22 protein-coding genes are annotated in these 24,334 nt (G+C 52.6%); 12 read left to right on the top strand and 10 right to left on the bottom strand.

Features of this window, described 5'->3' with window-relative positions:
- The first annotated feature begins 2 nt into the window (after positions 1 to 2).
- From ACQKPA_RS14260 to ACQKPA_RS14235, 6 genes are all read left to right on the top strand, one after another.
- The gene (locus tag ACQKPA_RS14260) at positions 3 to 1,613 is read left to right on the top strand and encodes an extracellular solute-binding protein (protein WP_071218757.1); all 1,611 of its coding nucleotides are present in this window, start codon (positions 3 to 5) and stop codon (positions 1,611 to 1,613) included.
- Between the two features lie 146 nt (positions 1,614 to 1,759).
- The gene (locus ACQKPA_RS14255) at positions 1,760 to 3,145 is read left to right on the top strand and encodes an alpha-L-fucosidase (RefSeq protein WP_427493203.1); all 1,386 of its coding nucleotides are present in this window, start codon (positions 1,760 to 1,762) and stop codon (positions 3,143 to 3,145) included.
- A 62-nt stretch (positions 3,146 to 3,207) separates the two neighbouring features.
- The gene (locus ACQKPA_RS14250) at positions 3,208 to 4,494 is read left to right on the top strand and encodes an alpha-L-fucosidase (protein WP_427493201.1); all 1,287 of its coding nucleotides are present in this window, start codon (positions 3,208 to 3,210) and stop codon (positions 4,492 to 4,494) included.
- 62 nt (positions 4,495 to 4,556) lie between these two features.
- A complete protein-coding gene (locus ACQKPA_RS14245; protein WP_427493199.1) occupies positions 4,557 to 5,579 on the top strand; it encodes a carbohydrate-binding family 9-like protein in 1,023 nt (340 codons plus the stop codon).
- 8 nt (positions 5,580 to 5,587) lie between these two features.
- Positions 5,588 to 8,206: a transglutaminase domain-containing protein gene (locus ACQKPA_RS14240; protein ID WP_427493197.1), complete on the top strand. Its 2,619-nt coding sequence runs from the start codon at positions 5,588 to 5,590 to the stop codon at positions 8,204 to 8,206.
- Positions 8,207 to 8,227: 21 nt separating this feature from the next.
- Positions 8,228 to 9,274, top strand: coding sequence for a glycoside hydrolase family 18 protein (locus ACQKPA_RS14235; protein ID WP_427493195.1), 1,047 nt, complete (start codon positions 8,228 to 8,230; stop codon positions 9,272 to 9,274).
- Positions 9,275 to 9,434: 160 nt separating this feature from the next.
- Here ACQKPA_RS14235 and ACQKPA_RS14230 read toward each other — a convergent pair whose 3' ends face one another.
- The 5 genes from ACQKPA_RS14230 to ACQKPA_RS14210 all read right to left on the bottom strand — a co-directional run bounded on the left by ACQKPA_RS14230 (position 9,435) and on the right by ACQKPA_RS14210 (position 16,688).
- Complete coding sequence (locus ACQKPA_RS14230) at positions 9,435 to 11,735, bottom strand: helix-turn-helix domain-containing protein (RefSeq protein WP_427493193.1); 2,301 nt, start codon at positions 11,733 to 11,735, stop codon at positions 9,435 to 9,437.
- Positions 11,736 to 12,506: 771 nt separating this feature from the next.
- Positions 12,507 to 13,280: a twin-arginine translocase subunit TatC gene (tatC, locus tag ACQKPA_RS14225; protein WP_113057790.1), complete on the bottom strand. Its 774-nt coding sequence runs from the start codon at positions 13,278 to 13,280 to the stop codon at positions 12,507 to 12,509.
- Positions 13,237 to 13,458, bottom strand: coding sequence for a twin-arginine translocase TatA/TatE family subunit (tatA, locus tag ACQKPA_RS14220; RefSeq protein WP_071218765.1), 222 nt, complete (start codon positions 13,456 to 13,458; stop codon positions 13,237 to 13,239). The genes tatC and tatA overlap by 44 nt, the downstream gene beginning before the upstream one ends.
- Before the next feature lie 24 nt (positions 13,459 to 13,482).
- On the bottom strand, positions 13,483 to 15,108 hold the full coding sequence (locus ACQKPA_RS14215; RefSeq protein ID WP_427493565.1) for a PhoX family protein: 1,626 nt from the start codon (positions 15,106 to 15,108) through the stop codon (positions 13,483 to 13,485).
- Positions 15,109 to 15,836: 728 nt separating this feature from the next.
- Positions 15,837 to 16,688, bottom strand: a complete 852-nt coding sequence (locus ACQKPA_RS14210) for a lipoate--protein ligase family protein (protein ID WP_427493191.1) — start codon at positions 16,686 to 16,688, stop codon at positions 15,837 to 15,839.
- 285 nt (positions 16,689 to 16,973) lie between these two features.
- Between ACQKPA_RS14210 and cysK the strand changes: the two genes are divergently transcribed.
- A complete protein-coding gene (gene cysK / locus ACQKPA_RS14205; protein ID WP_427493189.1) occupies positions 16,974 to 17,888 on the top strand; it encodes a cysteine synthase A in 915 nt (304 codons plus the stop codon).
- A 17-nt stretch (positions 17,889 to 17,905) separates the two neighbouring features.
- Here cysK and ACQKPA_RS14200 read toward each other — a convergent pair whose 3' ends face one another.
- Both ACQKPA_RS14200 and ACQKPA_RS14195 read right to left on the bottom strand, forming a co-directional pair.
- Positions 17,906 to 18,460 carry a DNA topology modulation protein FlaR gene (locus ACQKPA_RS14200; protein WP_427493187.1) on the bottom strand — a complete coding sequence of 185 codons (555 nt, stop codon included), beginning with the start codon at positions 18,458 to 18,460 and terminating at the stop codon, positions 17,906 to 17,908.
- Positions 18,461 to 18,543: 83 nt separating this feature from the next.
- A complete protein-coding gene (locus ACQKPA_RS14195; RefSeq protein ID WP_427493185.1) occupies positions 18,544 to 18,717 on the bottom strand; it encodes a hypothetical protein in 174 nt (57 codons plus the stop codon).
- Between the two features lie 202 nt (positions 18,718 to 18,919).
- Here ACQKPA_RS14195 and ACQKPA_RS14190 point away from each other — a divergent pair, with 202 nt between their 5' ends.
- The 4 genes from ACQKPA_RS14190 to ACQKPA_RS14175 all read left to right on the top strand — a co-directional run bounded on the left by ACQKPA_RS14190 (position 18,920) and on the right by ACQKPA_RS14175 (position 21,512).
- Positions 18,920 to 19,351: a YciI family protein gene (locus tag ACQKPA_RS14190; protein WP_009590355.1), complete on the top strand. Its 432-nt coding sequence runs from the start codon at positions 18,920 to 18,922 to the stop codon at positions 19,349 to 19,351.
- Positions 19,351 to 20,613, top strand: a complete 1,263-nt coding sequence (locus tag ACQKPA_RS14185; RefSeq protein WP_427493183.1) for an RNA polymerase sigma factor — start codon at positions 19,351 to 19,353, stop codon at positions 20,611 to 20,613. Before ACQKPA_RS14190 ends, ACQKPA_RS14185 begins: the two co-directional genes overlap by 1 nt.
- A gap of 116 nt (positions 20,614 to 20,729) precedes the next feature.
- The gene (locus ACQKPA_RS14180) at positions 20,730 to 21,128 is read left to right on the top strand and encodes a VOC family protein (protein ID WP_427493181.1); all 399 of its coding nucleotides are present in this window, start codon (positions 20,730 to 20,732) and stop codon (positions 21,126 to 21,128) included.
- 42 nt (positions 21,129 to 21,170) lie between these two features.
- On the top strand, positions 21,171 to 21,512 hold the full coding sequence (locus ACQKPA_RS14175; RefSeq protein WP_427493179.1) for a DUF1801 domain-containing protein: 342 nt from the start codon (positions 21,171 to 21,173) through the stop codon (positions 21,510 to 21,512).
- A gap of 93 nt (positions 21,513 to 21,605) precedes the next feature.
- Here ACQKPA_RS14175 and ACQKPA_RS14170 read toward each other — a convergent pair whose 3' ends face one another.
- Positions 21,606 to 21,737 carry a DUF4023 domain-containing protein gene (locus tag ACQKPA_RS14170; protein WP_009590359.1) on the bottom strand — a complete coding sequence of 44 codons (132 nt, stop codon included), beginning with the start codon at positions 21,735 to 21,737 and terminating at the stop codon, positions 21,606 to 21,608.
- Between the two features lie 134 nt (positions 21,738 to 21,871).
- Here ACQKPA_RS14170 and ACQKPA_RS14165 point away from each other — a divergent pair, with 134 nt between their 5' ends.
- Positions 21,872 to 22,342: a hypothetical protein gene (locus ACQKPA_RS14165; protein ID WP_427493177.1), complete on the top strand. Its 471-nt coding sequence runs from the start codon at positions 21,872 to 21,874 to the stop codon at positions 22,340 to 22,342.
- Between the two features lie 136 nt (positions 22,343 to 22,478).
- Here the strand turns inward: ACQKPA_RS14165 and ACQKPA_RS14160 are convergent, their stop codons facing one another.
- Together ACQKPA_RS14160 and ACQKPA_RS14155 are read right to left on the bottom strand one after the other, a co-directional pair.
- Positions 22,479 to 22,781, bottom strand: coding sequence for an antibiotic biosynthesis monooxygenase (locus tag ACQKPA_RS14160; RefSeq protein WP_427493176.1), 303 nt, complete (start codon positions 22,779 to 22,781; stop codon positions 22,479 to 22,481).
- A gap of 240 nt (positions 22,782 to 23,021) precedes the next feature.
- Entirely contained in the window at positions 23,022 to 24,251 is a 1,230-nt protein-coding gene (locus tag ACQKPA_RS14155) for a DUF418 domain-containing protein (RefSeq protein ID WP_427493174.1), read from the bottom strand.
- Positions 24,252 to 24,334 lie beyond the last annotated feature (83 nt).

Raw genomic sequence — 24,334 nt, 5'->3', positions numbered from 1 at the left:
TCATGAAAAAGCTTCGCAAGGCATCATCTATTTTACTCTGCCTCACCCTCTCAGCAACAATGCTTGCAGCCTGTGGTTCACCTAAAGGAGATGGCGCTGCTACAGCACCGTCCGGGACAGCCAGCACGGAAGGGGTAAAGAAGGAAGGTTTCCCGATTGTGGATGAGCCGATCACGCTGACGGTCATGTCACAGGATGCCGGTGTAGCCGATTGGAATACGATGCCCGTACTACAAGAGATGGAGAAATTGTCAGGCATCAAGCTGGAATATCAGCTTTCTCCGATTGACAGCTTTGAAACGAAGAAAAATCTGGTGTTTGCGAGCGGCGATTTGCCCGATATGTTCTATGCGGCCGATCTGAAGCCGGCTGAGCAGGTGACCTACGGCAGCCAAGGTATCCTCATTCCGCTGGAGAAGTACATTGACGAAGGTTATGCACCGAACATCAAAAAGATTTTGGACGAGAACCCAGATGTCCGCAAATCCTTCACGACCCCGGATGGACATATGTATGCCCTGCCATTCGTCGACAAGGCCGCCGTATGGTACAGAGGCCCGATGTGGTACAACGGCAAGTTCCTAAAAGCGCTAAACGTGTCCGAACCTAAGACTACTGAAGAATTATATACATTCTTGAAACGCGTCAAGGAAGAAGATCCTAACGGAAACGGAAAGAAAGACGAGATTCCGCTGACTTCCGTCAAGCTGGATGACCTGCGCATGTACTTCTTCGGCTTCTGGGGCATGTACAACGAAGGAATCTATTCCGACAAGGATGGGAAAGTGCACTACCCTTATCAGGAAGAAGGTTACAAAGGCTATCTGACGTTCATGAACCGTCTATGGAAGGAAGAGCTGCTGGATCATGAAACCTTCTCGCAAACAGGCGATCAGAAAAAAGCCAAGGGTGAGAACAATCAGCTGGCCCTGTTTAACGACTACCATGCGTACTTCACGCTCGGCGGCGAGCCTAGCAGCGAGCATCCGCTCATGACGCCGGTGAAGAGTGAAATCGCCGATTCTCCGGTATACGGCATGCATCCTGGTATGTCGGCAAGAGGCACATTCGCCATTTCGAGCAGCAACCCAGCTCCGGAAGCGACCATGCGCTGGATCGATTACCTGTACAGCTATGAAGGCGCCACGCTGTTTAACCAAGGACCGGAAGGCACCCTGTGGAAATTCAAGGATGAGGCAAACCGCGTGAAAGAATGGCTCCCAGTGCCGGGCGGCGGTGATCGTGAGGAGTATCGCGGCAAAATCACGCCGAACTACGGTATTTTGACACCTGGCGTCAATGATCCGGATGTTGCGAAAGGTCTTCGCACCGAATTCGATGAGTGGATCGATCAGCAGAATCAAGAGAAGCTGGTACCGATCGGAAAATCGCCATTCCCTAACGTTTATTTGACGAATGAAGAGCAGAGCGAGGCAACTGCGCTGTTGTCCGATTTGGAAACGTACGTGAAACAGATGGAAGCCAAATTCGTAACAGGCCAAGAGCCGCTTGAGAATTGGGATAAATACGTCGCACAAGTCAAGAAAATGGGCAGCGACCGTCTCGTCGAGCTTTACCAAGGCGCATATGATCGCTGGAACGCCGAGCAATAATTAGATGCATATATGAAAAACAAAGAGCCAACGTATCCCGGTCGCTTCATGACCGGGGGTTGGCTATTGTTTTTAAGGGGCAGGCGAAGCCCGTTCCAATGATCTTTAAAGATATCGTTATGACAAATGACTATTGGAGGTACACCATGTCAGAGAACAAGCTGGTTGAGGAAGAGCAAGCGGTAGTGGAGCAGGGCGTGCACAATTTCAGCAGTGAGGACAAATGGGTCAAGCCGGAGGATCCGCTGCTTCTGGAACGCTTGGAATGGTTCAAGGACCAGAAGCTGGGCCTGATGATGCACTGGGGGCCGTATTCCCAGCTGGGCCTTGTTGAATCGTGGGCGCTGAGCGATAAAGACGCGGACTGGTCGCGTGACGGCATTGACTGGGACATCGATGCGGAGGAGCTTAAACGGCAGTATTTTGATCTGAACAAGACCTTCAACCCGCTTCGCTTTCAGCCTGATCTGTGGGCTGACCTGGCAGCCGATAACGGCTTCAAATATTTGAACTTTACCACCAAGCATCATGACGGATTCTGCATGTGGGATACGCATACGACCGATTACCGTGTTACGGGACCGGAATGTCCGTTCCATAGGCATAAACACGCCGATATCACGAAGGAGCTGTTCGATGCATTCCGTGCCAAGGGGCTCGGCATCTCTGCCTATTTCTCCAAGGCCGATTGGCATACCCCATACTACTGGGCGCCGGGAATGGAAGCGGGGAGCTTCACTTCTCGCGGCCCTAGCTACGATCCGAAGAAATATCCTTGGCTGTGGGAGCAGTTTGTCCAGTTTACCCATGAGCAGATCATGGAGTTGATGACCCGTTACGGCCGCATCGATGTGCTGTGGCTGGATGCAGGCTGGGTGAACGATTACCGGGACCAGAATATCCGATTGGGCGAAGTGGTAGAGAAGGCGCGTGAGATTCAGCCTTGGCTTCTCTCGGCGGACCGCACGGTCGGCGGGCCTTACGAGAATCTGATCACGCCGGAGCAGACCCTTCCTGAGCGTGCCCTTCATGTGCCTTGGGAGAGCTGCATCACGATGGGAACCTCCTTCTCCTTCCGCTACGAGGATCGTTATAAAACGGTGCGTCAGCTCATTCACCTGCTGGTCGAGATCGTGGCCAAAGGCGGAAATCTAGCGCTCAATGTGGGCCCGCAGCCGGACGGAAGGCTGCCCGAGACGGCCATTTCACGAATGAAGGGCATGGGAGAGTGGCTGAAAGTCTATGGGGAGGCCATCTATGGCACACGCATCTGCGAGCCGTATTCCTCCGGCGCGGTCCAGTTTACCCAAAAAGGCGATGCGACCTACGCCATCTATCTGTATCGAAATGAGCAAGAAGCCGTCCCTGAGGAGCTACACATTCCGATTCAGACGGCGTTCGGCCGCATTGATCTGGTCGGGGGTCAGGAGGCGCTGGATTATCGCCGCACGGACGATGGCGTCGCGGTCCGTCTTCCGGATCAGGAGCGTCAGGGGCTAGCGCCGATCGCGCATGTATTGCGGTTTCGTTAAGAGGCGGGTTATATAAACATATTTTTCACTTACAAGGACTTCAAGAAGAGGTGTGGACAGATATGCAGAAATGGTTCGAAGAAGCCAAGCTGGGCATCTTCATTCACTATGGCATCTATGCCGTGGACGGAGTCTCGGAATCTTGGTCCTTCTATAATGGGAGAATCACGTACGACGAGTACATGAAGCAGCTGGACGGTTTTACGGCATCGAAATTCAATGCGGAGAAATGGGCGGATTTGATCGAGAAATCCGGCGCCCGGTATGCCGTGCTGACAACGAAGCACCATGATGGCGTTGCGCTGTGGGATACGCAGTACAGCGATCTCAACGTGGTCAAGCGGACGCCGGCCAATCGGGATATCGTGAGGGAGTATGCGGAAGCGATCAGGGAGAAGGGTATTCACCTGGGGATGTACTTCTCTCTAATCGATTGGTCGCATCCGGATTATCCAAGCGTGTTTGAAGGAGGACGGGTACCGGAGGATCTCAGCAGCGTCAACCCGCACACCAGTCCCGTGGACGGTGTTCAGGATCAGGAGAAGTGGCAGAAATTCCTGGAGTTTAATAACAACCAGCTGCGGGAGATCCTGACGAATTACGGGAAGGTGGATCTGCTGTGGTTCGACGGCGACTGGGAACGGAGTGCCGAGCAGTGGAAACTGCCGGAGTTCAAGCATTACCTGCAATCCTTCAATCCGGATATCATCATCAACTCACGGCTGCAGGGCCACGGTGATTATAAAACGCCGGAGCAGGGCATTCCGATCACGAGACCGGAGGGACCTTGGGAATTCTGCACAACGATCAACAGTTCGTGGGGCTACGTGCCGACCGATCATAAATACAAATCATTGAACCAGATCATTCGGATGTTCTGCGACTGCATCTCGATGGGCGGCAATATGCTGCTGGATATCGGTCCGCGCGAGGACGGCACCATCGATCCAAGGCAGGAGGACATTCTGCTTGGGCTGGGCGCGTGGATCCGGACCCACGAGGAGGCTGTATTCGGAACGGGCGAAGGCATTATGACCCGCTATTATCTGGGGGGAAGCACGATTTCCGAGGACAGAAAGACATTGTACCTGTTTGTCTATGACGATCCGAAAGAGAATGTGTGCATCAAGGGGCTGTGCAACCCGATCAAGAAAATTACCGTGCTGCATTCGGGCAAGGAGCTTGCACACGAGATCCATGGGGGCGTGCCTTGGTTCAACATCCCGGGGACGACGTGGATTAAGATGACTCCTGAAGACGCGCATGAGCAGGTGACGGTTCTTAAGCTGGAGTTTGACGAAGAGCTGGAGATGTATGGCGGCTCGGGAGCCGTTGTCACGCATAACTAACCATCACGGGGAGGGACGCCTTAATAGGTGCTAAGCCTCCCTTATGAAGCGGAGAGAATGACATGAACAGAAGTGGTGTGCCGGAGCCAAGGATTGAGTATGCTCCCAAGCATTATATATGCAAGCGTGCGGGGCAGCCGCTCGTGCTGGACGGCCGCGTGGATAAGGCGTTCTGGGATGCGGCGGAGTGGACGGACGATTTCGTTGATATTGAAGGGGATCTTCGTCCAAAGCCGGGGAAACGGACCCGGGTCAAAATGCTGTGGGACGACGAGTATTTCTATTTTGCCGCGGAGCTGATCGAGGATCAGATATGGGCGACGCTGACGGAACGCGATTCGGTTATTTTTTATGATAATGACTTTGAAATATTCATTGATCCGGACGGAGACAGCCATCAATATTATGAATTCGAGATCAATGCCTTGAACACGGTGTGGGACTTGCTGCTCGTGAAACCGTACCGGGATGGCGGACCTCCGGTCAACGGCTGGGACATCAGCGGTCTTAAGACGGCGGTGTTTATCGACGGAGAACTGAACCGACCGGGCGCCGATAACCGGAAATGGAGCGTGGAGGTGGCGATTCCTTGGGCTAGTCTCAAGGAATGTGCCGAAGGCGGGCGCCGTCCTGCGCCGGGTGAGTTCTGGCGCGTCAACTTCTCGCGCGTGGAATGGCAGACCGAGGTACAGGACGGCGAATATCGCAAGGTGCTGAATCCGGAGACAGGCCAGCCTTATCCGGAGGACAATTGGGTATGGTCGCCTATGGGCATCATCAATATGCATTACCCGGAACTGTGGGGTTACGTCGTATTCGCCGATGGCGAGGAACGCCAGCCGTTCACGCTTCCGGAAGACGAACGGATCAAGTGGGAGCTGCGGAGGCTCTATTACCGGCAGCGAAATTATTATGAAGCCCACGGTGAATTTACGAAGGATGCAAAGCAGCTCATGGGCGAGGATTCATGGAGCATCCAGCCTGTGATTGAAACGACCCGCAGCCTGTTCCAGATTAGCGCCCCTTCGTCGGACGGTACGGCTCTAATCTGCATTCGGGAAGACGGAAAGCTATGGAAGGAGTGAGCTTAAGGATGACCAGCCAAACCGCGGTGTTCTCGCTGGATTCGCTGACAATGGAGCGGATCGAGCAAAAGTTCCAGGAGAAGGTAGTCTTTGCTGAAGCCCGCAAAGATCAGCTGTTTCATGTTTTTGAGCAGGAGCTGACTGGAGAAGAAACTTGGGCCCTGAAATATTTGTTTGCCTACATGCCGGTAAACGACATGGCCGACTATGATGGGGAATTGTTCTTGAGTCATGTGCGTCAAGCATTGGACATCCGTAAGCGAGTGCCTTGGGGCGAGCGTGTGCCGGATCATTTGTTCCTGCATTTTGTGCTTCCGTACCGGGTTAATACGGAGAATATTGAGGATTTCCGCGGTATTCTCTTCAACGAACTGGCCGAACGGACGGCGAAGTTATCGATGGCGGATGCCATTCTGGAAACTAATTATTGGTGTCATGAGAAGGCGACCTACATCGGCAGTGATCTGCGGACGATTTCACCGCTGACGATGATCCGAAACGCACGCGGACGCTGCGGCGAGGAGTCCACGCTGGCGGTGGCCGCTCTTCGAAGCATCGGGATCCCCGCGCGTCAGGTCTATACGCCGCGCTGGGCACATTGTGACAGCAACCATGCCTGGGTAGAAGCATGGGCGGACGGCCAGTGGTATTACATCGGGGCATGTGAACCGGAAGCACGCCTGAATCAAGGCTGGTTTAGTCCGCCGGCACGCAGGGCGATGCTGATCAATACGCGAATTTTTGCCGATTATCCCGGACCGGAGGATATTACCCTCAATGAAAAGGGATTTACAGAGATTAATTTACTGGAGAATTATGCGCCGGCCCGCACCCTTTACGTCAGCGTGAAGGATAAGCAGGGAGAGCCCGTATCCGGCGCAAGCGTTCGATTTGAGCTGTATAATATGGCTGAATTTTACCCGATTGCCGAAATCAAGACCGATGAGGAAGGGAAGGCTTCCTTTAAAACCGGTTATGGCGACCTCTTGGTTCGCGTGGTCAGCGGCGGCAAGTGGAGTGAAGTCCTGTTCAAGACCCAGGACGGCGAACATATCGAATTTGTGCTTGATTCATCCGAACAGCCGTCAGGGACCGTGGATTTCGATATGGTTCCTCCGCCGGAAGGAGAAGGAGATGTCGCGTCTGCGCTGCCGGAAGAGAAGATCCGGGCTCATAACCGCCGTCTGGAGGAAGGGACGAAGGTCCGGACCGAATATGAGGGTACATTCCTGAGCGAAGAAGAGGCATTCACAATGGCCCAGACATCAGGACTGCCTCCGGAGCGGGTGTGGGACGTTATTCGAAAAGCCAGGGGCAACAGCAGGGAAATCGCCGCGATCCTGGAGGAGCGTGCCGGCGATTATGGCGAGTGGCCGCTTCGGCTGCTGGAGTCGCTGAACGAAAAGGATTTGATTGATACCTTCCGGCAGACGCTGGATGATCATCTGATGGGTGCGCTCGCTCAGCGTGGAGAGTGGGATGAGGATACCTTCGTGAAGTACATTCTGTGTCCGCGGGTTTCTTATGAAATGCTGGTTCCGTATCGACGCGTATTCGGTGATGCCTTTACGGCTGCGGAGGCAGCGGCATTCAGGAAGGATCCTTCTGCGCTTGCCGGGCGTTTGGAGAGGGGTTATATATATGCAGACGATCTTCCTAACCTGAAGGGGAAGGGAAATCCGGCAGGCACATACAGTCTCATGAAGGGAGACGAGCAGTCGCTGGACATCCTGTTTGTGGCGGTATGCCGCAGTCTGGGGATTCCTGCCCGACTGCATCCGAGCGAGCAGAAGCCGCAGTACTTATGTGCTGGAGGCTGGGAAGATGCAATCTTCCGTCTGAACTTGCCGCGGAATCAGGAGAGCTCAAGCTGGGGGATGCTGCAGCTCCTCAGGGACCCGAAAGGCTCGCAGGACACGCCGGCTGCATCCTATGCCGAGAACTTTACCTTCGCCCGCCTGGAAGACGGCGTGTACAAAACGCTGGTGTATCCTTATGGCAGCACCGAGGTTTACGATGAGCCGTATGAGGTTGAGCCGGGCTCGTACCGCCTAACGTCGGGCATCCGGCTGAAGGACGGAACGGTAAGAGTGCGCTTCACGTACTTTACCGTGCGTGCCGGAGACACCGCGCGCGTGGCGCTGACCTATCGTGAGACGGCGGTCGACATTCCGGTGCTTGGTACACTGTCTCCGGGCAGTGCGCTTACCCGATTGGATGGAGCGGGAGCCAATCTTAAGGATCTTCTGGGATCCGAGGGTGCTCTTGCTGCCTGGATCGAACCGGAGCGGGAGCCGACCAAGCATCTGCTCCGCGAGCTCAGCGAGTTGGCCGAGCCGCTGGATAAGCTGGGCTTGCCGATTGTGCTGATGATCGGGGATGCGGAATGGACGGCTTCCTTTGATCCGGCCAGCTATCCGAAGCTGCCGGCACGCACCGTTTTTGTACGGGATTCCAGTTATGCTTCCTTGTCGGGCTTCATCCCGAATCCAGCAGCCCATGAAGCCGGTTATCCTCATCTGTTCGTCCTGGACAGTCAGGATCAAATCCGTTATTCGGCTTCCGGATATAAGATCGGCACCGGGAAGGAAGCCCTGCAGATTGCGACCGCGATATTACAACCCTAGAAGGGATCGGAGTGAAGAGTAATGACGAAGTATATTGTGGCGGGTTACGCCGTCGATTCGGTTCTTCCCGACATGACGCATGAGGATCTGCTGAAGTTAACGCATCTGAACGTAGCCTTCGGTCATGTCAAGAATGATGAGATCACCACCGAGCATTTGAAGAATGGCGAAGCTATCCGGAACATCAAACGGGATCACCCGAATCTTACGGTGCTTCTGTCTGTTGGCGGCTGGAGCGCCGGTGGATTCTCTGAAGCCGCCTCAACCGAAGGCGGAAGGGAGCGCATGGCCGCATCCGCCGTACGGGTGCTGGAGGAATACCCTTTTGACGGGATCGATCTGGACTGGGAGTATCCTTGTTACGGTGAGGCCGGCATAGGGTCGAGTCCTGATGATAAACGGAATTTCACCCTGCTGCTGAAGACGATCCGGGAGGTGCTGGATGCCAAGGGCTCCCGGGATGGCCGTCATTATCTGCTCACGATAGCGGCAGGGGCTGACCAGTACTATGTAGACGGCACGGAGATGGCTGAGGTGCAGCAGTACCTCGATTTCGTCCAGCTGATGACCTATGATATGCGCGGCGGGTTTCAGGTTCTGACCGGACATCATACGAATCTGTACACGCCAACCGGTGATCTGTTCCGAATCAGCACGGATGCTTCCGTGAACCTGTTCGTTCGCGCGGGTGTTCCGAAGGAGAAGATCGTCATCGGTGCCGCATTCTATTCCCGTGTATGGAACGAGGTTCCGGACCGGAACCACGGCCTTCACCAAATGGCCGGCAGCACAGGCGGCTATGGTCCGGCCTTTGCCGAGCTGGCTGCGGATTACATCAACAAGAACGGCTACATTCGTTATTGGGATGAGGAAGCTTGTGCACCGTACCTCTTTAATGGCTCCAGCCTGATTTCATATGACGATGAGGAATCGATTCAGTGCAAATGCGATTATGTGAAGGAACAAGGCTTGGCTGGGATCATGTTCTGGGAATACGGGTGTGATTCAACTCATCGCCTGTTGGATGCTATGCATCAAGGACTTCAAGACAATTCGGCCGGGAAATAGGAAAAGCTGGCGGTATGTGAAGCAAACGATCAGATTGCTCGTTGATGGACTTACAAACTTTTGTCATACGAAAACCTCCCCTGAATCATTCTCAGGGGAGGTTTCTATTTATCAGGCGTAACTAATCCGACGGGCTTGCCGACGCCGACTTACGAAAACGTTAGCCGATGTACTCCTCGTCGTCGTCATCCGTGGAAACGGCGGCGCTGTCGGGGCTGTGCATTTTGCGGTATTGACCGGGCGTGTATCCCGTCTCTTTCTTGAATTTGCGGATGAAGTTTGGCGTGTCCAGGTAACCGACCCGGGTGATGATATCCTTTAATGGATCGGTGGTGTGCAGCAGCAGCCGGATCACCTCGTCCATCCGTTTCTGCCAGATGTACTGGGTAAAGTTCATGCCGATCTTCTCCTTGAAGGAGCGGCTGAAATACGATGAAGAGATGGAGAATTTAGACGAGATCGTACCCAGACTGAGGTCATAATCCGTGAAATTGGCGTCGATATAAGCGACGATTTCGTCCATCAGGGAGCTTTCTTCCGTTTCGCTCTTCGCCTCGACATGGGCGCAGATTTCAGCGGCAAGGCCTGCCAGCTTCTTCTCCAAATCCTCCAGCGAGTCATAGGAGGTGACACGCGGCAGCTGATTGACCACATGATGGATGCCAAGCTCCGAAGCCGTCTTCAGCATCGTGTTCAGAATATCGAAGCAGATGCAGCGCAGCAGCGGTACGGACGGCATTTCCGTCTTCAGGTTATTTAATGCGGTGGATACCATCTGAACCGCCACGTCGTAACTGCCCTGCTTCAAGCTCTGAACCAGCTTCAGCAGCACATCCTTAGGGACCCAGAAGGATGAATCCTGTGCGCCGGAACCGGAAAGCGCGTTAAAAAAGGTGCTGCTGCCCTGTCCGTGCAGCATGGATGCCTCCAAAGCGGTTGATGCTTCAATGAAGGATTGATTCAGCTGCTCCGGATAACTGTAGCGGTTGCCTACCCCGATCGCAGGAGAGACGCCTGTGTGCTCTGCCGCCATCGATTGCAAGGCCAGGGCGATCGGCTCCATACGGGCGTTAAGGCTCGCTTCATGCCCGGTTTCCGCATCGAATCCGACAATGAGGGCCAGCTGATCGGGCTGTGGGAGCTCCACTCCAAAGGCATAGGCGGAGAAGGCCGGCAGGTCCACATCGTTCATGAACTGCATGACGGGCCGCCGCTCCGGATTGTCGCCAATGGGAAGGGCGTGCGACTCCCACCCCATGGTCACGACAAAATAATGGGATCGGCTGAAGCGGATGCCCAGCTTCTCGGTGAATTCGGAGGGGAATTCACCGGTATGGCCATGCTTCAGCAGCATGAGCAGAATATGATTCCGCGCATAGGGCTCTTGCAGATCGACACGCTGGCTGTAGTCGTGCAGCGTTTTCTTGATCCATTCCAGCTCGTTGCTGGATGTGGACGGTTCCGGGTCATTCTTCAACCGGATGAACTCCATTAAGTCTGAAATCGGATGGTATTGTCTGCGGGCCAGCATTATCGCCAGAATGGTGCCCATCACGACCACAAAGGAGAATACCAGAATTACAAAGGTACGAATATGAACGATGCGGCTGAAAAATTGGTTGCTTGGCATCGCGGTGACGTAAGTCCAGCCCGCATCGGATTTGACGGATACAACCGAATGCGGCTCTTGGTTCAAGGAAAGGCTGTGCGTTCCGGGCTCAAGCGCGAACAGTGCGCTGACTTCCTGCTCGGTAATGGTTTCGCCTTGGTAGTTGGCGGCCAGCACTTGCCCGTAGTTATCGAATATATAAGTCATCCCATGGTAGTCGCTGAGGATGGAGTCGATCAATCCGGTCAGATTGGACTCATGAATCAGGTACATGACGGTTCCATGAGCGGGCGTATTGTTAGGTGCGATCGGCACAAGGTATGCCAGCATGGAATTTTGAGTTTTGGTTCCCTGAACCACTTGCTCCGCCGGACGCATGGTCGGAATCGGGACGGAGTTTAAATCACGAACCATCTCCGTTTCGTTCCAGCTGTTGAATTTGTAGCGGTCGGTGAAGACGTTCAGATTCTCAAAGCCCTGTGACGAATAAATGCTGTTATCTCCGCGGAAGAACAGGAACAGCTCATCAATGATGGAACTGGTGGCTTTGTATTTGACCAAGGCCCCGATAGATTCGCGGCTGTAATAAGGATGGTGAGTCCAATAACGGGTCAACTGCTCATCGTAGGCGATTCGAAAGGCAATGTCCTGTAGTTCTTTCATGCGCTCATCGATGACCGTTTTAGCCTGGGTCAACTGATTGACGTTGGTCTGCTCGATCTCGGAACGGAGCGTATTCACGGCATTGTGATAAATAATGATAGTTAATATAACAAGAGGTATCAGAAAAATGGAGATGTAGGACAGTGTGTATTTAAGCAGAAGCTTGGACTTGAAGTGATTCCATTTCATATCTGCAACCTCCCGTTTTTTAGATTATAGAATGATAAGGTTTGAAAGCTGAACAAATTCTATAATCGCAAGAAAAACTTCCTCTAATCGCAGTCTGTATTTTGTAAAGTCCGTTAATAGACGTGTTTCTTTAAGATATCAGAGGTATAAACTCAGAGACATGGCCTACCTGATATCGCAAGAATAACAACATTCTAAACGCGGTCTGTCTTCTCTAGAATGAAAGTCGATAGTCGTTCTTTCTTGTAGAAACTGGTAGCGCTATCATAAATGATGGCGAAGTGATGGCCCAAATGCCAAACCGTTAGATGTTTCTACTAAAAATACTAGGAGAACTCGACTAATAAATCAATGGATCATTTCTAAAAATTAGTGGAATCATGCCAAAAGTCTCAGCTCAGGGATTGATGTAACGAGCCCATGGACGCAGATGAATAGGAGAGACAAAGGATGGAGCCAAGGGATTTCGGCAGATGATTCAAATGTAATTATTCATAACATATATATTACAAATTATACTCAATATGGAAGAAGCCCTAGGATATAATACATAATCATCGTGATATATAAGATGAATTCTTTACTATAAAGTAAAACTATAGCAATGTATCCAAGGTGTCAATCCATTTTTACTAGATATCTCAGTATAGGTGTCACATTATCTAACGTGATGAATACAAAAGAGAACCCGTGACTGACAACCTGCTTGCTTAGGTTGTCAGTCACGGGTTCTTCAAGGTTCCGTCCTACTTCGGGGGAAACGGACGTGTGTTAGGTTGCGCTGCCCTCTGCTTGAGAGAGCTGCAGTTGCTTGCGATAGATGAATCTGGAGATCGAAACGCTGATTTCGTACAGCAGGAACAGCGGGACGATCACGATCAAATCGGACATGATATCCGGCGGCGTGATGGTGACGGCCACGATGCAGAGCAGGAAGTAGGCTGATTTGCGCATCTTGGCAAGCCGATGCGGATTCACGATGCCTAGCTTTGTCAGAAAAACGACGATGGCGGGCATTTCGAACAGGAATCCGAATGGAACGGTCATATGAATCATGAACGTGAAGTATTTTTGCGCGGTGTACATCGTTTGGAATGCCCCTTCGGCCATACGCTGCATGAACTGCAGCACCATCGGGAACAGCACGAAGTATCCAAAGCAGATGCCGGCAATGAATAACACGCTGATCACGGGAATGAGCAGCACGGCCGAGCGGTGAGTCCCATCCGGCAGCGCCGGCTGCACGAACCGCCATATTTGATAAGCGGCAATGGGAAGTGTGACGGTGACGGCCACAACGCCCGCTATGATCATATACACCCACATTACTTCGGAGGGACCGAGCAGAACGAGCTGCTTGTCCATGCCTCGTACCAGCCAGTGATAGATCTTCTCGACGTAGATGAAGGCAGCCACCATCGCGACGAGAAACGCAATCAGGGTGCGGATCAGGCGCTTCCGCATTTCTTCCAGATGCTCGATCGCGCTCTGGTCGTTCGGATTAGCTGTTCTGCTTATTGACCGCTGCAGCAGGTTGCGGAGCATCGTCTTTTTTTCCATTCTCGTCGTCTCCGTTCATCAAGCCACGGGTTGCGCCCTTGAATTCGCTTAAGGTCCGCCCGAATGCGCGACCGAGCTCAGGAAGCTTGGATGGACCGAATATGATGAGTGCGATAATCAAGATAAGAATTAAACCGCCAATTCCGATATTGCCAAACGGCATGATCCTCGCTCCTTTCGATTGGTATTATTCCAGTTTGAAGCCGCTAATTGCTACGACAGCGCAGCGCGCCATGTTTTCGCCGGAACGGTGAGGCCATGTGCTGGTTGGTTTGCTGAGGTCCTCCGTATTCTCGCCCGGGTGTTGAACGGACAGAAAGAGCGTCTGCTCGTCGGGTGTAAAGAAGGGACCGGTAAGCTCGGACTCTACCGGACCGGAGGCGAATTGAAGCGCGACCCCTTGATCCGGCCCGCTTGTTGGAATTACAAACAGTCCGTTGTTCATAAAGGATTTGTGAACACCTTTGTTTTGGCTGCTGCTGGAGATGTCCGTTACGACCCACAGATCGCCGTTTGAATCGAACGCCAGGTTGTCCGGCGAGCTGAAGCCGGATTGGCGTCCGCCGGCTGCAAAGATTTCAAAGTCGAACTCCATAGCGCCCAGATCGTTGCCCGCTTCAAAAATGCGCGTAATATGGCCGTGAATGTTGCCATGATTGTCGTTGTTCGTATGGCAGACAAACACCGTGTTATCAAACGGTGAGATTTCGATGTCCTCCGGACGGTCCGTCGGTGTTCCGCCGACAAGACGCGCAGCTTCCTGACAGTAAGTGACCACATCGCCTTGGGATTTGAATTTAGCTTGGGCCTCTTTATCTTCTGCGGCGGCCTTGTTTACAGCTTCCAAGGTGACCGGCATCCATTTGCCTGATTTCAGGTTGGCAACGTACAGGGTTCCGTCTTCCAGAAGCGCGGAATTGGCACGGCCTTTGCTCTTGTCATATTTGTTCTTGCTGATGAATTTATAAACGCAGGCATCCTTCTTGTCGTCGCCCATATAGACAACGACCCGGCCGTCTGCGGCAAGCCCCATCGCGGTATTCTCATGATTGAATCTGCCGAGGGCGGTGTGTTTCTTCAGGAAGGATTTATCGAATGGGTCGACTTCGACGACCCAGCCGTAATGCGTATCCGGCAGGTTCGAAACCGCCGCGGTGTCCTCGAAGTTCTCTTCGCAAGATAAGACCGTGTTCCAGAGCGTCACGCCGCCGGAGCAGTTGGCAAACGTGCCTGTAGCCGTCGTTGCGCCTTTCAGGGCAGGGATGCCTTTGGCCGGGCCGGTGATTTCGAATTTACTGAAGCCATTGATACGGCGGGCATGGGTGGAGGTGGTGTCCATTTTCCATACACCCTTCTCGTCGCGGTATACTTCAATGACTGACATACCTTGGTAATACAGGTTTTTATGGATTTGATCTGCCGTCATCTTCCCGTCCTTCACAGGTCCGATCGAGAAGATGGTGGAGTACTCGTGATTGTTGACCAGGAGGCCGCGGACATTGGAGCCCTTAATCGGGAAAAATGCGTTATAATCGCAGCCGGAGCCGAATTTTTCGCCAGCCGGATTGATTACGTCATCGAAAGCCGCAATGACATCATATTTGAAGTTTTTGGGCAGGACGAGCTGGTCTGCTTTGGTTGGTTCGATTGGCTCGAAGTAGCCGCTGACCCGATTCGTTTTGAATCCGAACAGATGATTTGCGGTTCCGGACATGGCGGAAGCCTTCCCTTCCAGTACACCTAAGCCTGCGGAAGCGGCTGCCAATGCGGTTGCGCCCGTACCCAGATAAGACAGAAACGTTTTGCGGTCCATCGTTTTATTCAAGCTTATCCACCCCTAATGTATAAATTGCCATCAGGACAAGTTTATAGGGGAAGTGTTAAGGGAATATCATCGGTGAATGGTGTAATTGTAAAAATAAAGTAATCTTGGTGTGATACACGGTTCTAATCTTAATAACTTGGCCTAACTTCCAGGTGATGGTGCCAAAATGAACAGATTCAGTTATTTGGGTCTTAGGGTGAATGGATTGGATTGAATTGATGGATGGATGGATTGTGTGGATCGACCGACCGATTCGTAACGATCAGCCTACTGTGTCGAACGGATAGAATGAATCGAAGGACGCGAATGGATTGATGGACGGATTGTATCGATAGGGCGAGGTTTGTTTGTCCGCGGAATACCAGGCGCTGCATAAGCGTGTTGACTGTTGCAATGATTTGAGGACAGAGGTTCCGCTATTATGTCTCGATTGGTGGGTTTGGGGTTAAATGAGGACACCAGATTCGTTATTACATAGAATATGGCTGTTAATCGTGGTATTTATAGTAGATAGCGGATTCTGAGTCCGAAAGTATGGGGAAAGTTGCTGTTTTTTTCGGAATAACGGATCTAGTGTCCATTAATTTGTTTATTCGTCTCTTGAGTATCTGCAAGAAATGCAAGAACTGTTGCATGCTCCCGTCAGTACTGCAAAATAAAAGAATATAAAGAACCATATAGACTGATTAATTAGCCTATATGGTTCTTTATTATGTTTAATTAAGGTTATAGCGCTGCCGCATTTGCTCAGCCATATTACGGATCTCCTCAGAGCCTGGCATCGTAAACTTGGAAGCGGCCTCTGTCAGCTCCTTGCCAGATTGCCAGCTGCGGATGACCTCTTTGACCGCGGCTATAAACGTGTGCACGGCGTTCTGGCCGGTGCCGATGCTCGTAAGCTCTTCAAGACTGGCGGTGCTGTTAGCTTCTACCAGAGGATACTGCTTGGGTTCTGCTCCCGCAGCAGCAATATCATAGAAGGAACGAACCAGCCGGGCGCGCTCACTGCCCGAACCTTCGGCGATGATAAAAGCCTGGATAATGAACGCTTTACGTTGCCGCCGCTGGGCAATGCCGCAGAATTTAAGGCCGCCTATGCTTAAATCGAACGTTCCCGGGCAGAAAGCACCGGCAATTTCGCCGGTATCTACGTTCTGTCCGGTGCCGCGGAGGGCTTCCCGGATCAGCTCCACCATGATTTCAAAGTCCTGATGAAAGTCAGGCGCGGGTCCCGTAGAGAAAAAGGGGAGGATGAGGGACAGGTTCACCACGCCAGCGTCCAAGGGTACGGCAGCACCGCCCGAATGGCGGACGGCAGTGTCATAGCCGAGAGAGCGAAGCATGGCTTCTCCTTGCGGCGCATAAGGGAGGCGGCTGTCGCGCACGCCCATCACAAAAGCGCGCGGATGCCGCCACAGATGACAGATGGCTGGCCCGCCATCTCCGGTCATCCTGCATAGGAGCTCGTCCAGCGCAAAATGGGACAGTACGTCCTGATGCGATAAATCATGGGTCCGGTCGAGCAGCAGAACGGGTTGATCTTCAGGTAGTGACAGCGGAATATTCACGCTTTCTTGCGCCTCCTCTAACATGCGGATCGTGCACAAGGCCGTGGAAGAATTTGTCTTCCGGGCGGAGCCCGATCGTTATTTTCTTTGGATAGCATACCATACATTCATACGGAAGCGGCGAGCCTGGCCCGCGAGAAAAACATCAATTAAAGGCGGTCTGTCTTCTGAGAGTGTACGTCGATTGACGTTTTTGTTATAATCCGAGTAAGCTTATTGTCTTTATAGAAATTCAGTTTAGTGGAGAATGCTTTCACTTCATATATAAAGGAGAGTTTCAACATCATGGAGATTTATAACAGTGTGGTGGATATGATCGGTCAGACGCCAATGGTGAAACTTCAGCGCCTAGTGCCTTCAGGCGCTGCCGATGTCTATGTAAAGCTTGAGAGATTCAATCCTTCCGGCAGCGTGAAGGACCGCGCGGCGTACAATCTGATTCATACCGCGGAGGAACAAGGACTCCTCCAGCCGAACGGTACCATTATTGAGCCAACAAGCGGGAATACCGGCATTGGCCTGGCGATGATTGCGGCCGCTAAGGGTTACCGGGCTATCCTGATTATGCCGGACAATATGTCCAAGGAACGGATAAATCTATTGAAGGCGTACGGGGCGGAGGTCGTGCTGACACCGAGCAGCGAACGCATGCCGGGTTCGATTGCCAAGGCGCTGGAGCTCAAGGAGCAGATTCCCGGAAGCTTCATTCCGCAGCAGTTCGAGAATGCGGCCAACCCGGACATTCACCGGGTGACTACAGCGCCGGAAATATTAGAGCAGATGGAAGGTCGGCTTGACGCCTTCGTGGCGACGGCGGGAACGGGCGGTACCGTAACCGGAACCGGGGAAGAGCTGAGGAAGTCCTTGCCGAACCTGCACATCGCGGTAGTCGAGCCGAAGGGCTCACCCGTGCTCTCCGGCGGACAGCCTGGACCGCACAAGCTGGTGGGCACGAGTCCAGGCTTTGTACCGAAGATTCTGAATACGGGCGTGTATGATGAGATCATCCAGATCGCCGATGAGGATGCCTTGCAAACGGTGCGGGAATTGGCTCGCAGGGAAGGAATTCTGGTAGGACCGTCCTCCGGCGCATCGGTATTCGCTGCTCTTCGCGTAGCGAAGCGGCTGGGGGAAGGGAAGCGGGTTGTCTGCATTGCCCCGGATACGGGAGAGCGGTATTTGAGCATGGATATTTTCTAAGTGAGAAGGAGCTCCGGTTAACCGGAGGTCCTTTCTTGCTGTTCTATTGACGACCTCCACTGTTCGAGACGTTGTTTCAGCTGTTTGAGGTCTTTTACGACGACTACTTTGCCGGGATAATCAACGAGCGTACCCTGAATCTGATATTTGCCTTGCCGCTGATAAATTGCGCTCCATTCGAACATTTTTTTGAACATGTCCCAGGTGGGGGTGTAGTGCGCCTGTTCAAGTCGCAGTCGCTGCTTGATGAATCTTGTGATGATTCGGTAGGTTATTGTTGAATAGGACGGTTTCAGGAATACGATAAGATCTGCACGGCGGAAGCTGGGACTGACCCATTTAAGGTGAGCGCCCTCGATGATCCAGCATTTCTTGTTGACGATACTTAGTAACATCGCATCCCGGTCTGCTTCACTCCTCCGAATATCATCCGGCTCGGCTCGCTCCCACACCACATTGTCGAGCTCGTAATAAGGAATGTGCAACTGGGCGGACAGCGTCCTGGCAAGTGTCGTTTTACCGCTTCCGACGGAGCCGATAATATGGATCCGGTTCGGAATGTTAGTATCCATAGAAGATCACCGCATTCATGAGAAATGGTAGCTAATCATTTCGGTGCCGATACGGCGATCTCCTGTTCTAATATTCGTGAAAATTACAGAGCATCCTGTGGCGAATCGCGGAGCAGCTTGAAGAATGCTGTAATTTGCTCGGCAATCCGGGGCTGGATGTTCTGCTGCATATGAAGATTTGGTTTTGGCACGCGAGCTGCGGGGCGGCTTGCGAGCAGCCACTTTCCATAACATACATGATCTTCTCCATAGACCAATCAAGCGTTTTGCCTTGATTGGTCTTTTTTTCATGGAGCTGAATTTTTTTAACAGGAATACACGGTCCAGTAACGAAATGGTTGTAACCTATTATTTTTTTGAAAATGTTGACGCCTTTGTCGATTAGGGGACACTCTATTCGTTGGTTAAGCATAGAACGAAAATTTTAAGTTTAGTCTTGATAACCAGGAGGGAATAAGGATGAGATTTATGATGATTGTAAAGGCAACCGAGGATTCCGAGGCAGGCGTACTGCCAAGCGCAGAGCAGCTGGATGCCATGATGAGGTATAACATGGAGCTGGCCAGAGCGGGCGTGCTGCTTGCTGCCGATGGCCTCCATCCAAGCTCAGGCGCCATCCGGATATCTTATCCGGAGCCGGGGGGCAAGCCGAAAATTACCGATGGCCCCTTTACGGAAGCGAAGGAACTGATCGCGGGGTATACCTTGATCGAAGTGAAGACGAGGGAAGAGGCGATCGAGTGGGCTAAACGCATGCCGGATCCACACGGCTTCGGTGCGGGCCAGATCGAGCTCCGCCAGGTCTTTGAACCGACAGAGCTGACGCAGGATCCGGAAGCGCAGGCTAAACAATACGAAATGCGTGAGCACATTCAAAGGCAGAATCCGTAATGTCAGCGGCAGATACCCATCGTACGATCGATGCCATCTGGAGAATCGAATCCTCCAAAATCATTGCCTACCTGACTCGAATGGTTCGTGACGTCGGGATCGCTGAGGATCTTGCTCAGGAAGCGCTAATCGCTGCGCTGGAACACTGGCCGATAGACGGAATACCGGATAATCCCGGTGGATGGCTCATGACCGCTGCGAAGCGCAAAGCGCTGGATCTGCTGCGCCGGAATAAGGTGCGCGATCAGAAGTATGAGCTGCTCGGACGCGAAATGGATTCCCGGATGGATTCGGATATGGAGGTACCGGAGGCGGGGGAAGTGAACGATGATCTTCTGCGGCTGATCTTCATGACCTGCCATCCGGTTCTTTCCCCTGAGGCGCGAGTAGCTCTGACGCTGCGTTTGCTCGGCGGATTAACGACAGCGGAGATTGCTCACGCCTATCTTGTGCCAGAACCGACGATTGCGCAGCGAATCGTTCGTGCCAAACGGACGCTGTCGGCGACCCGGGTGGCATTCGAGATTCCTCAGGGAGCCGAGCTTAAACCGCGGTTGTCGTCGGTCCTTGAGGTCATCTACCTCATGTTTAATGAGGGGTACGCAGCGTCTTCGGGCAGCCAGTGGATTCGTCCGCTGCTGTGCCAGGAAGCGCTTCGGATCGGGCGGGTGCTGGCAGAGATCGCGCCGACGGAGGCCGAGGTGCACGGATTGGTTGCCTTAATGGAGTTTCAATCCTCTAGGTTCAAGTCCCGGGTCAATGCGGAGGGGGAGCCTGTCCTGCTCATGGATCAGAATCGGGCCTTGTGGGATTATTTATTGATTCGGCGCGGTTTTGCCGCTCTGGATCGGATCGAGCGATTGGGTGGAATGACGGGACCTTACGCCATACAGGCTGCCATCTCCGCTTGTCATGCCGGAGCGCCCACTGCGGCAGAGACCGACTGGATTCGCATCTCCGCGTTATATGAGGCCTTGGCTCAGGTTTCTCCTTCGCCCATCGTGGAACTGAACCGGGCCGTGGCCCTCTCCATGGCTTTCGGTCCGGAGATCGGGCTTGAGATCGTGGATGTTTTAGGTGGCGAGCCGGCCTTGAAGGGATACCATCTCCTCCCGAGCGTAAGGGGAGACCTGCTCTTCAAGCTGGGGCGCCTGGACGAAGCCTGCGCGGAGTTCAAGCTGGCCGCATCGCTGACGGATAACATGAGGGAACGTGCCCTGCTGCTTAACCGTGCGGCAGATTGCCTGTCAGCGGAGTCCTAAGACAACTGAAGAAAATTTTCGGAATAATTTTTAAAATAAATATGAAGTTGTGTCGATTACATAAAATCTCGTTCGTCATTTAGATATTGACAAATAAAACCGAGAGGAAGATGAACATGCAAGCACAAATGGTACCTTTTATTATTTCGGAGGATGCAAGAGGTCAGGCGAATTTTTACATGCAAGCGCTGGGTGGAGAGATCGATTTGTTGACTACCTTCAAGGACATGCCGGGCATACCGGAAGCCCATCTGGATAAGGTTATGCACATGTCGTTAACGCTGGCTGGCGGCAATAAGCTGATCCTCACCGATGCGTTTCAGGAAACCGGCAAGAGCACGAGCATGGGTATGGCCATCACGTTTGATCACGAGGAAGACGCCCGCGCCGCTTATCGCCACCTTAGCGATGGGGGGACCGAGAAATATCCGTTTGCCCTGCAGCCTTGGGGAGCCTACTACGGTGAAGTGGTGGACCGGTACGGCATGACCTGGCAGATGGTTCATCAGGGTTGAGTTGGAAAAATACCATATTACGATAAAGAGGGAGCCAATAAGATGAATCAAGAAGTTACGGATTACATTGCAGCCATCAGTGATACCTGGAAGGTGGAGGTCAGCGAGCGGCTTCGGGAGCTTGTGCACAGCACGATTCCGGACGTTTCGGAACGGCTTCAATACAAAAAGCCCCATTTTCTGAAAAACGGAAAATATGCAGCCGTGATCAGCGTTGCGAAGGGAGCTGTGAGCTTTACCATTTTCAATGCGGATGGCCTGGATTGGCCTGAAGCGTTGTTTGAGGGACCGCCTGAGCGAAGGACCATCAAAATTTCGTCCGGGCAGCAGGTCGATTATGATGCGCTTGGCTCCTTGCTGAAGCAGGCATCCGACGGACTGTAAATCGTATGTAATAGGGAAACACAGATAACCGGTGTTCGAACCGTTGCTGATATCATAGCCGCGATCCTGTGAGGATCGCGGTATGCGTCATTTTTACTTCTTGGTGCCGTGCTGCTTGGTCGGCAGCTTGTCGCTTGGCGTTCCTTTGCCGTGATTTTCCTTGTTGCGGCGGGCCTTTTCCGCATTCTCGTTCATTTTTTCCACAAAATCGTGAGTGCTTTCCATATGACGTAAGCTCCTTTTGCTCAGAATGTAAGGCAATGCCTGATCATGCTTAATATAACCATTTCGTTGTGATCATATTTGGTGACTTTGGAATGGATACAGATGGTGAGATTTCCGTTTGGGGGGATGAAGGGATGTCCAGTAAGCTCGCGTTCATCATGATGGTTGGTATTATCGTTGTTCTGGGTATGGTCGGCTGCAGCGGATTCGACGAGGATGCGGGGTCTGAAGACAAGAGCCTGTACTCCGTCAAGAAACTGATGATGCTGGATGCGGCGAAGGTGAAGGCCATTCATGTGGTTTATGGGGATGGCACACGGATGGTGCTGGATCAGAAGCAGGACATAGAACCGGTTATGGAGCGAGTGGACAATCTTCAAGCCAAGCGGATCACAGATAACGAGAAACCGGGATTTCTGTTCTTTATGGACGTCGTGCAGAGCGAGCAGGAGGTTCGCGTGGCGAACGAGTTTGAGGTGGATGGACAATCGTATGTACTGGCGGGTCCCGAGTTGAACGATCTGAACAAGTACATGATTGAGCTGGGTCGATCCCACAACCCTGAATTGCTGCCGGGGTACATGATAAACGATCAGGAGCCTTGAGGTATGTCCCTATTGTTTCACAGGGATCGTGAACGGAATGAATGGAGAAGGCAATTGTCATATCACGGCAAAAAAATACCCTGCCACAGGCAATCGCCCAGGCGGGGTATTTATGGTGAAAACCCGTTCCATGTTACTACTTATGACTGATCAACAGCTCATATTTGTTCAAGGAAGCGCCCAAAATATTCTCATTCCGGCCCTGACCGTGGGATTGCCTGAACGATTCACTGGAAGTCCAGCGTTTGAACGCCTCCTCGTCTTCCCATACCGTAGAGACCTTCAGTTCCTCTGCCTCTGCGCCTTCTTTGGCTTCGTGCCATACTTCCATCCGCACGAATCCCTCAATCTCCTGGACACCCTTCGCTTCAGCGAATCGCTGCGCAATTTCTTGTCCGAAGCCCGGTTTAACCTTAATCGAGTTTGTAACAACCAGCATGCTAGATTCCTCCTTCGATAACGACCGGATAAATTCCAAAAATGTCTAACCCCTTGCCTGTATGTCCATTATACCTGAACGGAAGGGCCGATTTCATCTTAGGAGCTAGGGAGCCTCAAAAGCCACAAGAGCCACAAAAGCCATAAGAGCCATAAGAGCCACAAGAGCCACAAGAGCCACAAGAGCCACAAGAGCCTCGTAGCCGGGGCTCCCCGGCTTCAAGCCAAAGCTGCGGCATACTTAAGTCACCGGAGGACCTTCTGCCGGAAACTCTGCCGCAGGTACGGCGGCAGCCGGCGTCATGACTTTGGGTTTCGCCCTGCCGCTCCATGACCAATAGGTGCCAATGCGCAGCAGCCGTTCAATCGGGCCGCTGCGGAATCGCTTCAACCAGAGCAGGCTGCCCGTTGCCAGTACAGCATAGATCAGGATGGCCAGCAGCGCTCCTTGCAGCACGCCGAGCTTGCCGAACATGCCCAGCCCGAATCCGTAGAATATCAGTACACACACAACGCTTTGCGTCAGATAGTTGGTTAGCGACATCCGCCCAACCGCTTCAAACGCCCGGATGATGACCGATTGTTTAGATGAGAAGGCATATAGGGAAGCGAACAGATGTATATAACCCAGCGCGAGCAGAGGTCCGCCAAGCATCGTAAAGATGCCGCTCCAGCCGTGGGTGGAGCCGAGCATAACCCCTGCGGTCTTTAGTCCAAGCCCTACCGGTACGAGCAGTGACCATCTTAAATACAGCTTGATCTCCATGGAAGGATGGAGGAAGCGCCCGCGTTTGGCAGCGACCATACCAAACAGGAACATCGGCGCGCTCATTAGCGGAGCAATCAGAATGACCAGCAGCATCAGCCAGTCCGGAAGGTCGATGGGCATTTCCTCAGTTGAACGAAAGCTCAGAATCTCGCTGTACGTGCCATTACCGTATACCTCAATAGACTGCTTCACATAATTCTCCATACGCTCGGCTTCACCTGCCGTAGGCTCCATGGAGCCATATCCGAGGAGGGACATCAGCGCGAGTAAGAGGATCCCCCAGATCAGGATTGTTTTGGCCTTCCGTTTCACAAACAGCACCAGGAAGAGTCCGATCGCTCCGTAAAACAGCAAAATATCGCCTTCCCAGATGAATGTTGAATGGAGCAAACCGAGAACGATCAGCAGCACGGACCTGCGGAAAAAGCTGCGTCCGTATTTGAGCCCTTTGCCGATCAGGCTTTCCCGCATCTTGATCATGCTGTAACCGAACAGGAATGTGAAGATCGGCATGAAGCTGCCCTCTACGAATACTTTCAGCATGTCATGGCTAATCAGATCCAGCGTGGATGGCTGGAAGAAATGCAGCTCATCTTTGCCGAACATGCCGTATTGAAAAATAAGCATATTGGCCATCAAGATGCCGAGCAAGCTCAAGCCGCGTATCGCATCCACGGCCGTGGAACGTTTATTTGAATTCATGTCAATCACCTCTGACACCAAGTATAAAGCTCGAAATGAAATAACTCGGAAACGGCAACCTAACTTTTTCTTAACTCTTCCCG

Origin of the sequence: Paenibacillus sp. NPDC093718, assembly GCF_050279985.1 — a bacterium.
GTDB lineage: Bacteria > Bacillota > Bacilli > Paenibacillales > Paenibacillaceae > Paenibacillus_AQ.
Note: the sequence above shows the minus strand (reverse complement) of the source record. Positions and strands in the feature narration are given on the sequence as shown.

What these genes read in the sequence shown, in the direction of transcription:
- tatA (WP_071218765.1), bottom strand. Translation starts at nt 13,458, where the DNA reads ATGCCGTTTGGCAATATCGGAATTGGCGGTTTAATTCTTATCTTGATT.
- ACQKPA_RS14200 (WP_427493187.1), bottom strand. Translation starts at nt 18,460, where the DNA reads ATGGATACTAACATTCCGAACCGGATCCATATTATCGGCTCCGTCGGA.
- ACQKPA_RS14240 (WP_427493197.1), top strand. Translation starts at nt 5,588, where the DNA reads ATGACCAGCCAAACCGCGGTGTTCTCGCTGGATTCGCTGACAATGGAG.
- ACQKPA_RS14190 (WP_009590355.1), top strand. Translation starts at nt 18,920, where the DNA reads ATGAGATTTATGATGATTGTAAAGGCAACCGAGGATTCCGAGGCAGGC.
- ACQKPA_RS14260 (WP_071218757.1), top strand. Translation starts at nt 3, where the DNA reads ATGAAAAAGCTTCGCAAGGCATCATCTATTTTACTCTGCCTCACCCTC.
- ACQKPA_RS14230 (WP_427493193.1), bottom strand. Translation starts at nt 11,735, where the DNA reads ATGAAATGGAATCACTTCAAGTCCAAGCTTCTGCTTAAATACACACTG.
- ACQKPA_RS14235 (WP_427493195.1), top strand. Translation starts at nt 8,228, where the DNA reads ATGACGAAGTATATTGTGGCGGGTTACGCCGTCGATTCGGTTCTTCCC.
- ACQKPA_RS14170 (WP_009590359.1), bottom strand. Translation starts at nt 21,737, where the DNA reads ATGGAAAGCACTCACGATTTTGTGGAAAAAATGAACGAGAATGCGGAA.
- ACQKPA_RS14255 (WP_427493203.1), top strand. Translation starts at nt 1,760, where the DNA reads ATGTCAGAGAACAAGCTGGTTGAGGAAGAGCAAGCGGTAGTGGAGCAG.
- ACQKPA_RS14160 (WP_427493176.1), bottom strand. Translation starts at nt 22,781, where the DNA reads ATGCTGGTTGTTACAAACTCGATTAAGGTTAAACCGGGCTTCGGACAA.
- ACQKPA_RS14180 (WP_427493181.1), top strand. Translation starts at nt 20,730, where the DNA reads ATGCAAGCACAAATGGTACCTTTTATTATTTCGGAGGATGCAAGAGGT.
- ACQKPA_RS14250 (WP_427493201.1), top strand. Translation starts at nt 3,208, where the DNA reads ATGCAGAAATGGTTCGAAGAAGCCAAGCTGGGCATCTTCATTCACTAT.
- ACQKPA_RS14155 (WP_427493174.1), bottom strand. Translation starts at nt 24,251, where the DNA reads ATGAATTCAAATAAACGTTCCACGGCCGTGGATGCGATACGCGGCTTG.
- ACQKPA_RS14215 (WP_427493565.1), bottom strand. Translation starts at nt 15,108, where the DNA reads ATGGACCGCAAAACGTTTCTGTCTTATCTGGGTACGGGCGCAACCGCA.
- ACQKPA_RS14185 (WP_427493183.1), top strand. Translation starts at nt 19,351, where the DNA reads ATGTCAGCGGCAGATACCCATCGTACGATCGATGCCATCTGGAGAATC.
- ACQKPA_RS14245 (WP_427493199.1), top strand. Translation starts at nt 4,557, where the DNA reads ATGAACAGAAGTGGTGTGCCGGAGCCAAGGATTGAGTATGCTCCCAAG.
- ACQKPA_RS14175 (WP_427493179.1), top strand. Translation starts at nt 21,171, where the DNA reads ATGAATCAAGAAGTTACGGATTACATTGCAGCCATCAGTGATACCTGG.
- cysK (WP_427493189.1), top strand. Translation starts at nt 16,974, where the DNA reads ATGGAGATTTATAACAGTGTGGTGGATATGATCGGTCAGACGCCAATG.
- ACQKPA_RS14165 (WP_427493177.1), top strand. Translation starts at nt 21,872, where the DNA reads ATGTCCAGTAAGCTCGCGTTCATCATGATGGTTGGTATTATCGTTGTT.
- tatC (WP_113057790.1), bottom strand. Translation starts at nt 13,280, where the DNA reads ATGCTCCGCAACCTGCTGCAGCGGTCAATAAGCAGAACAGCTAATCCG.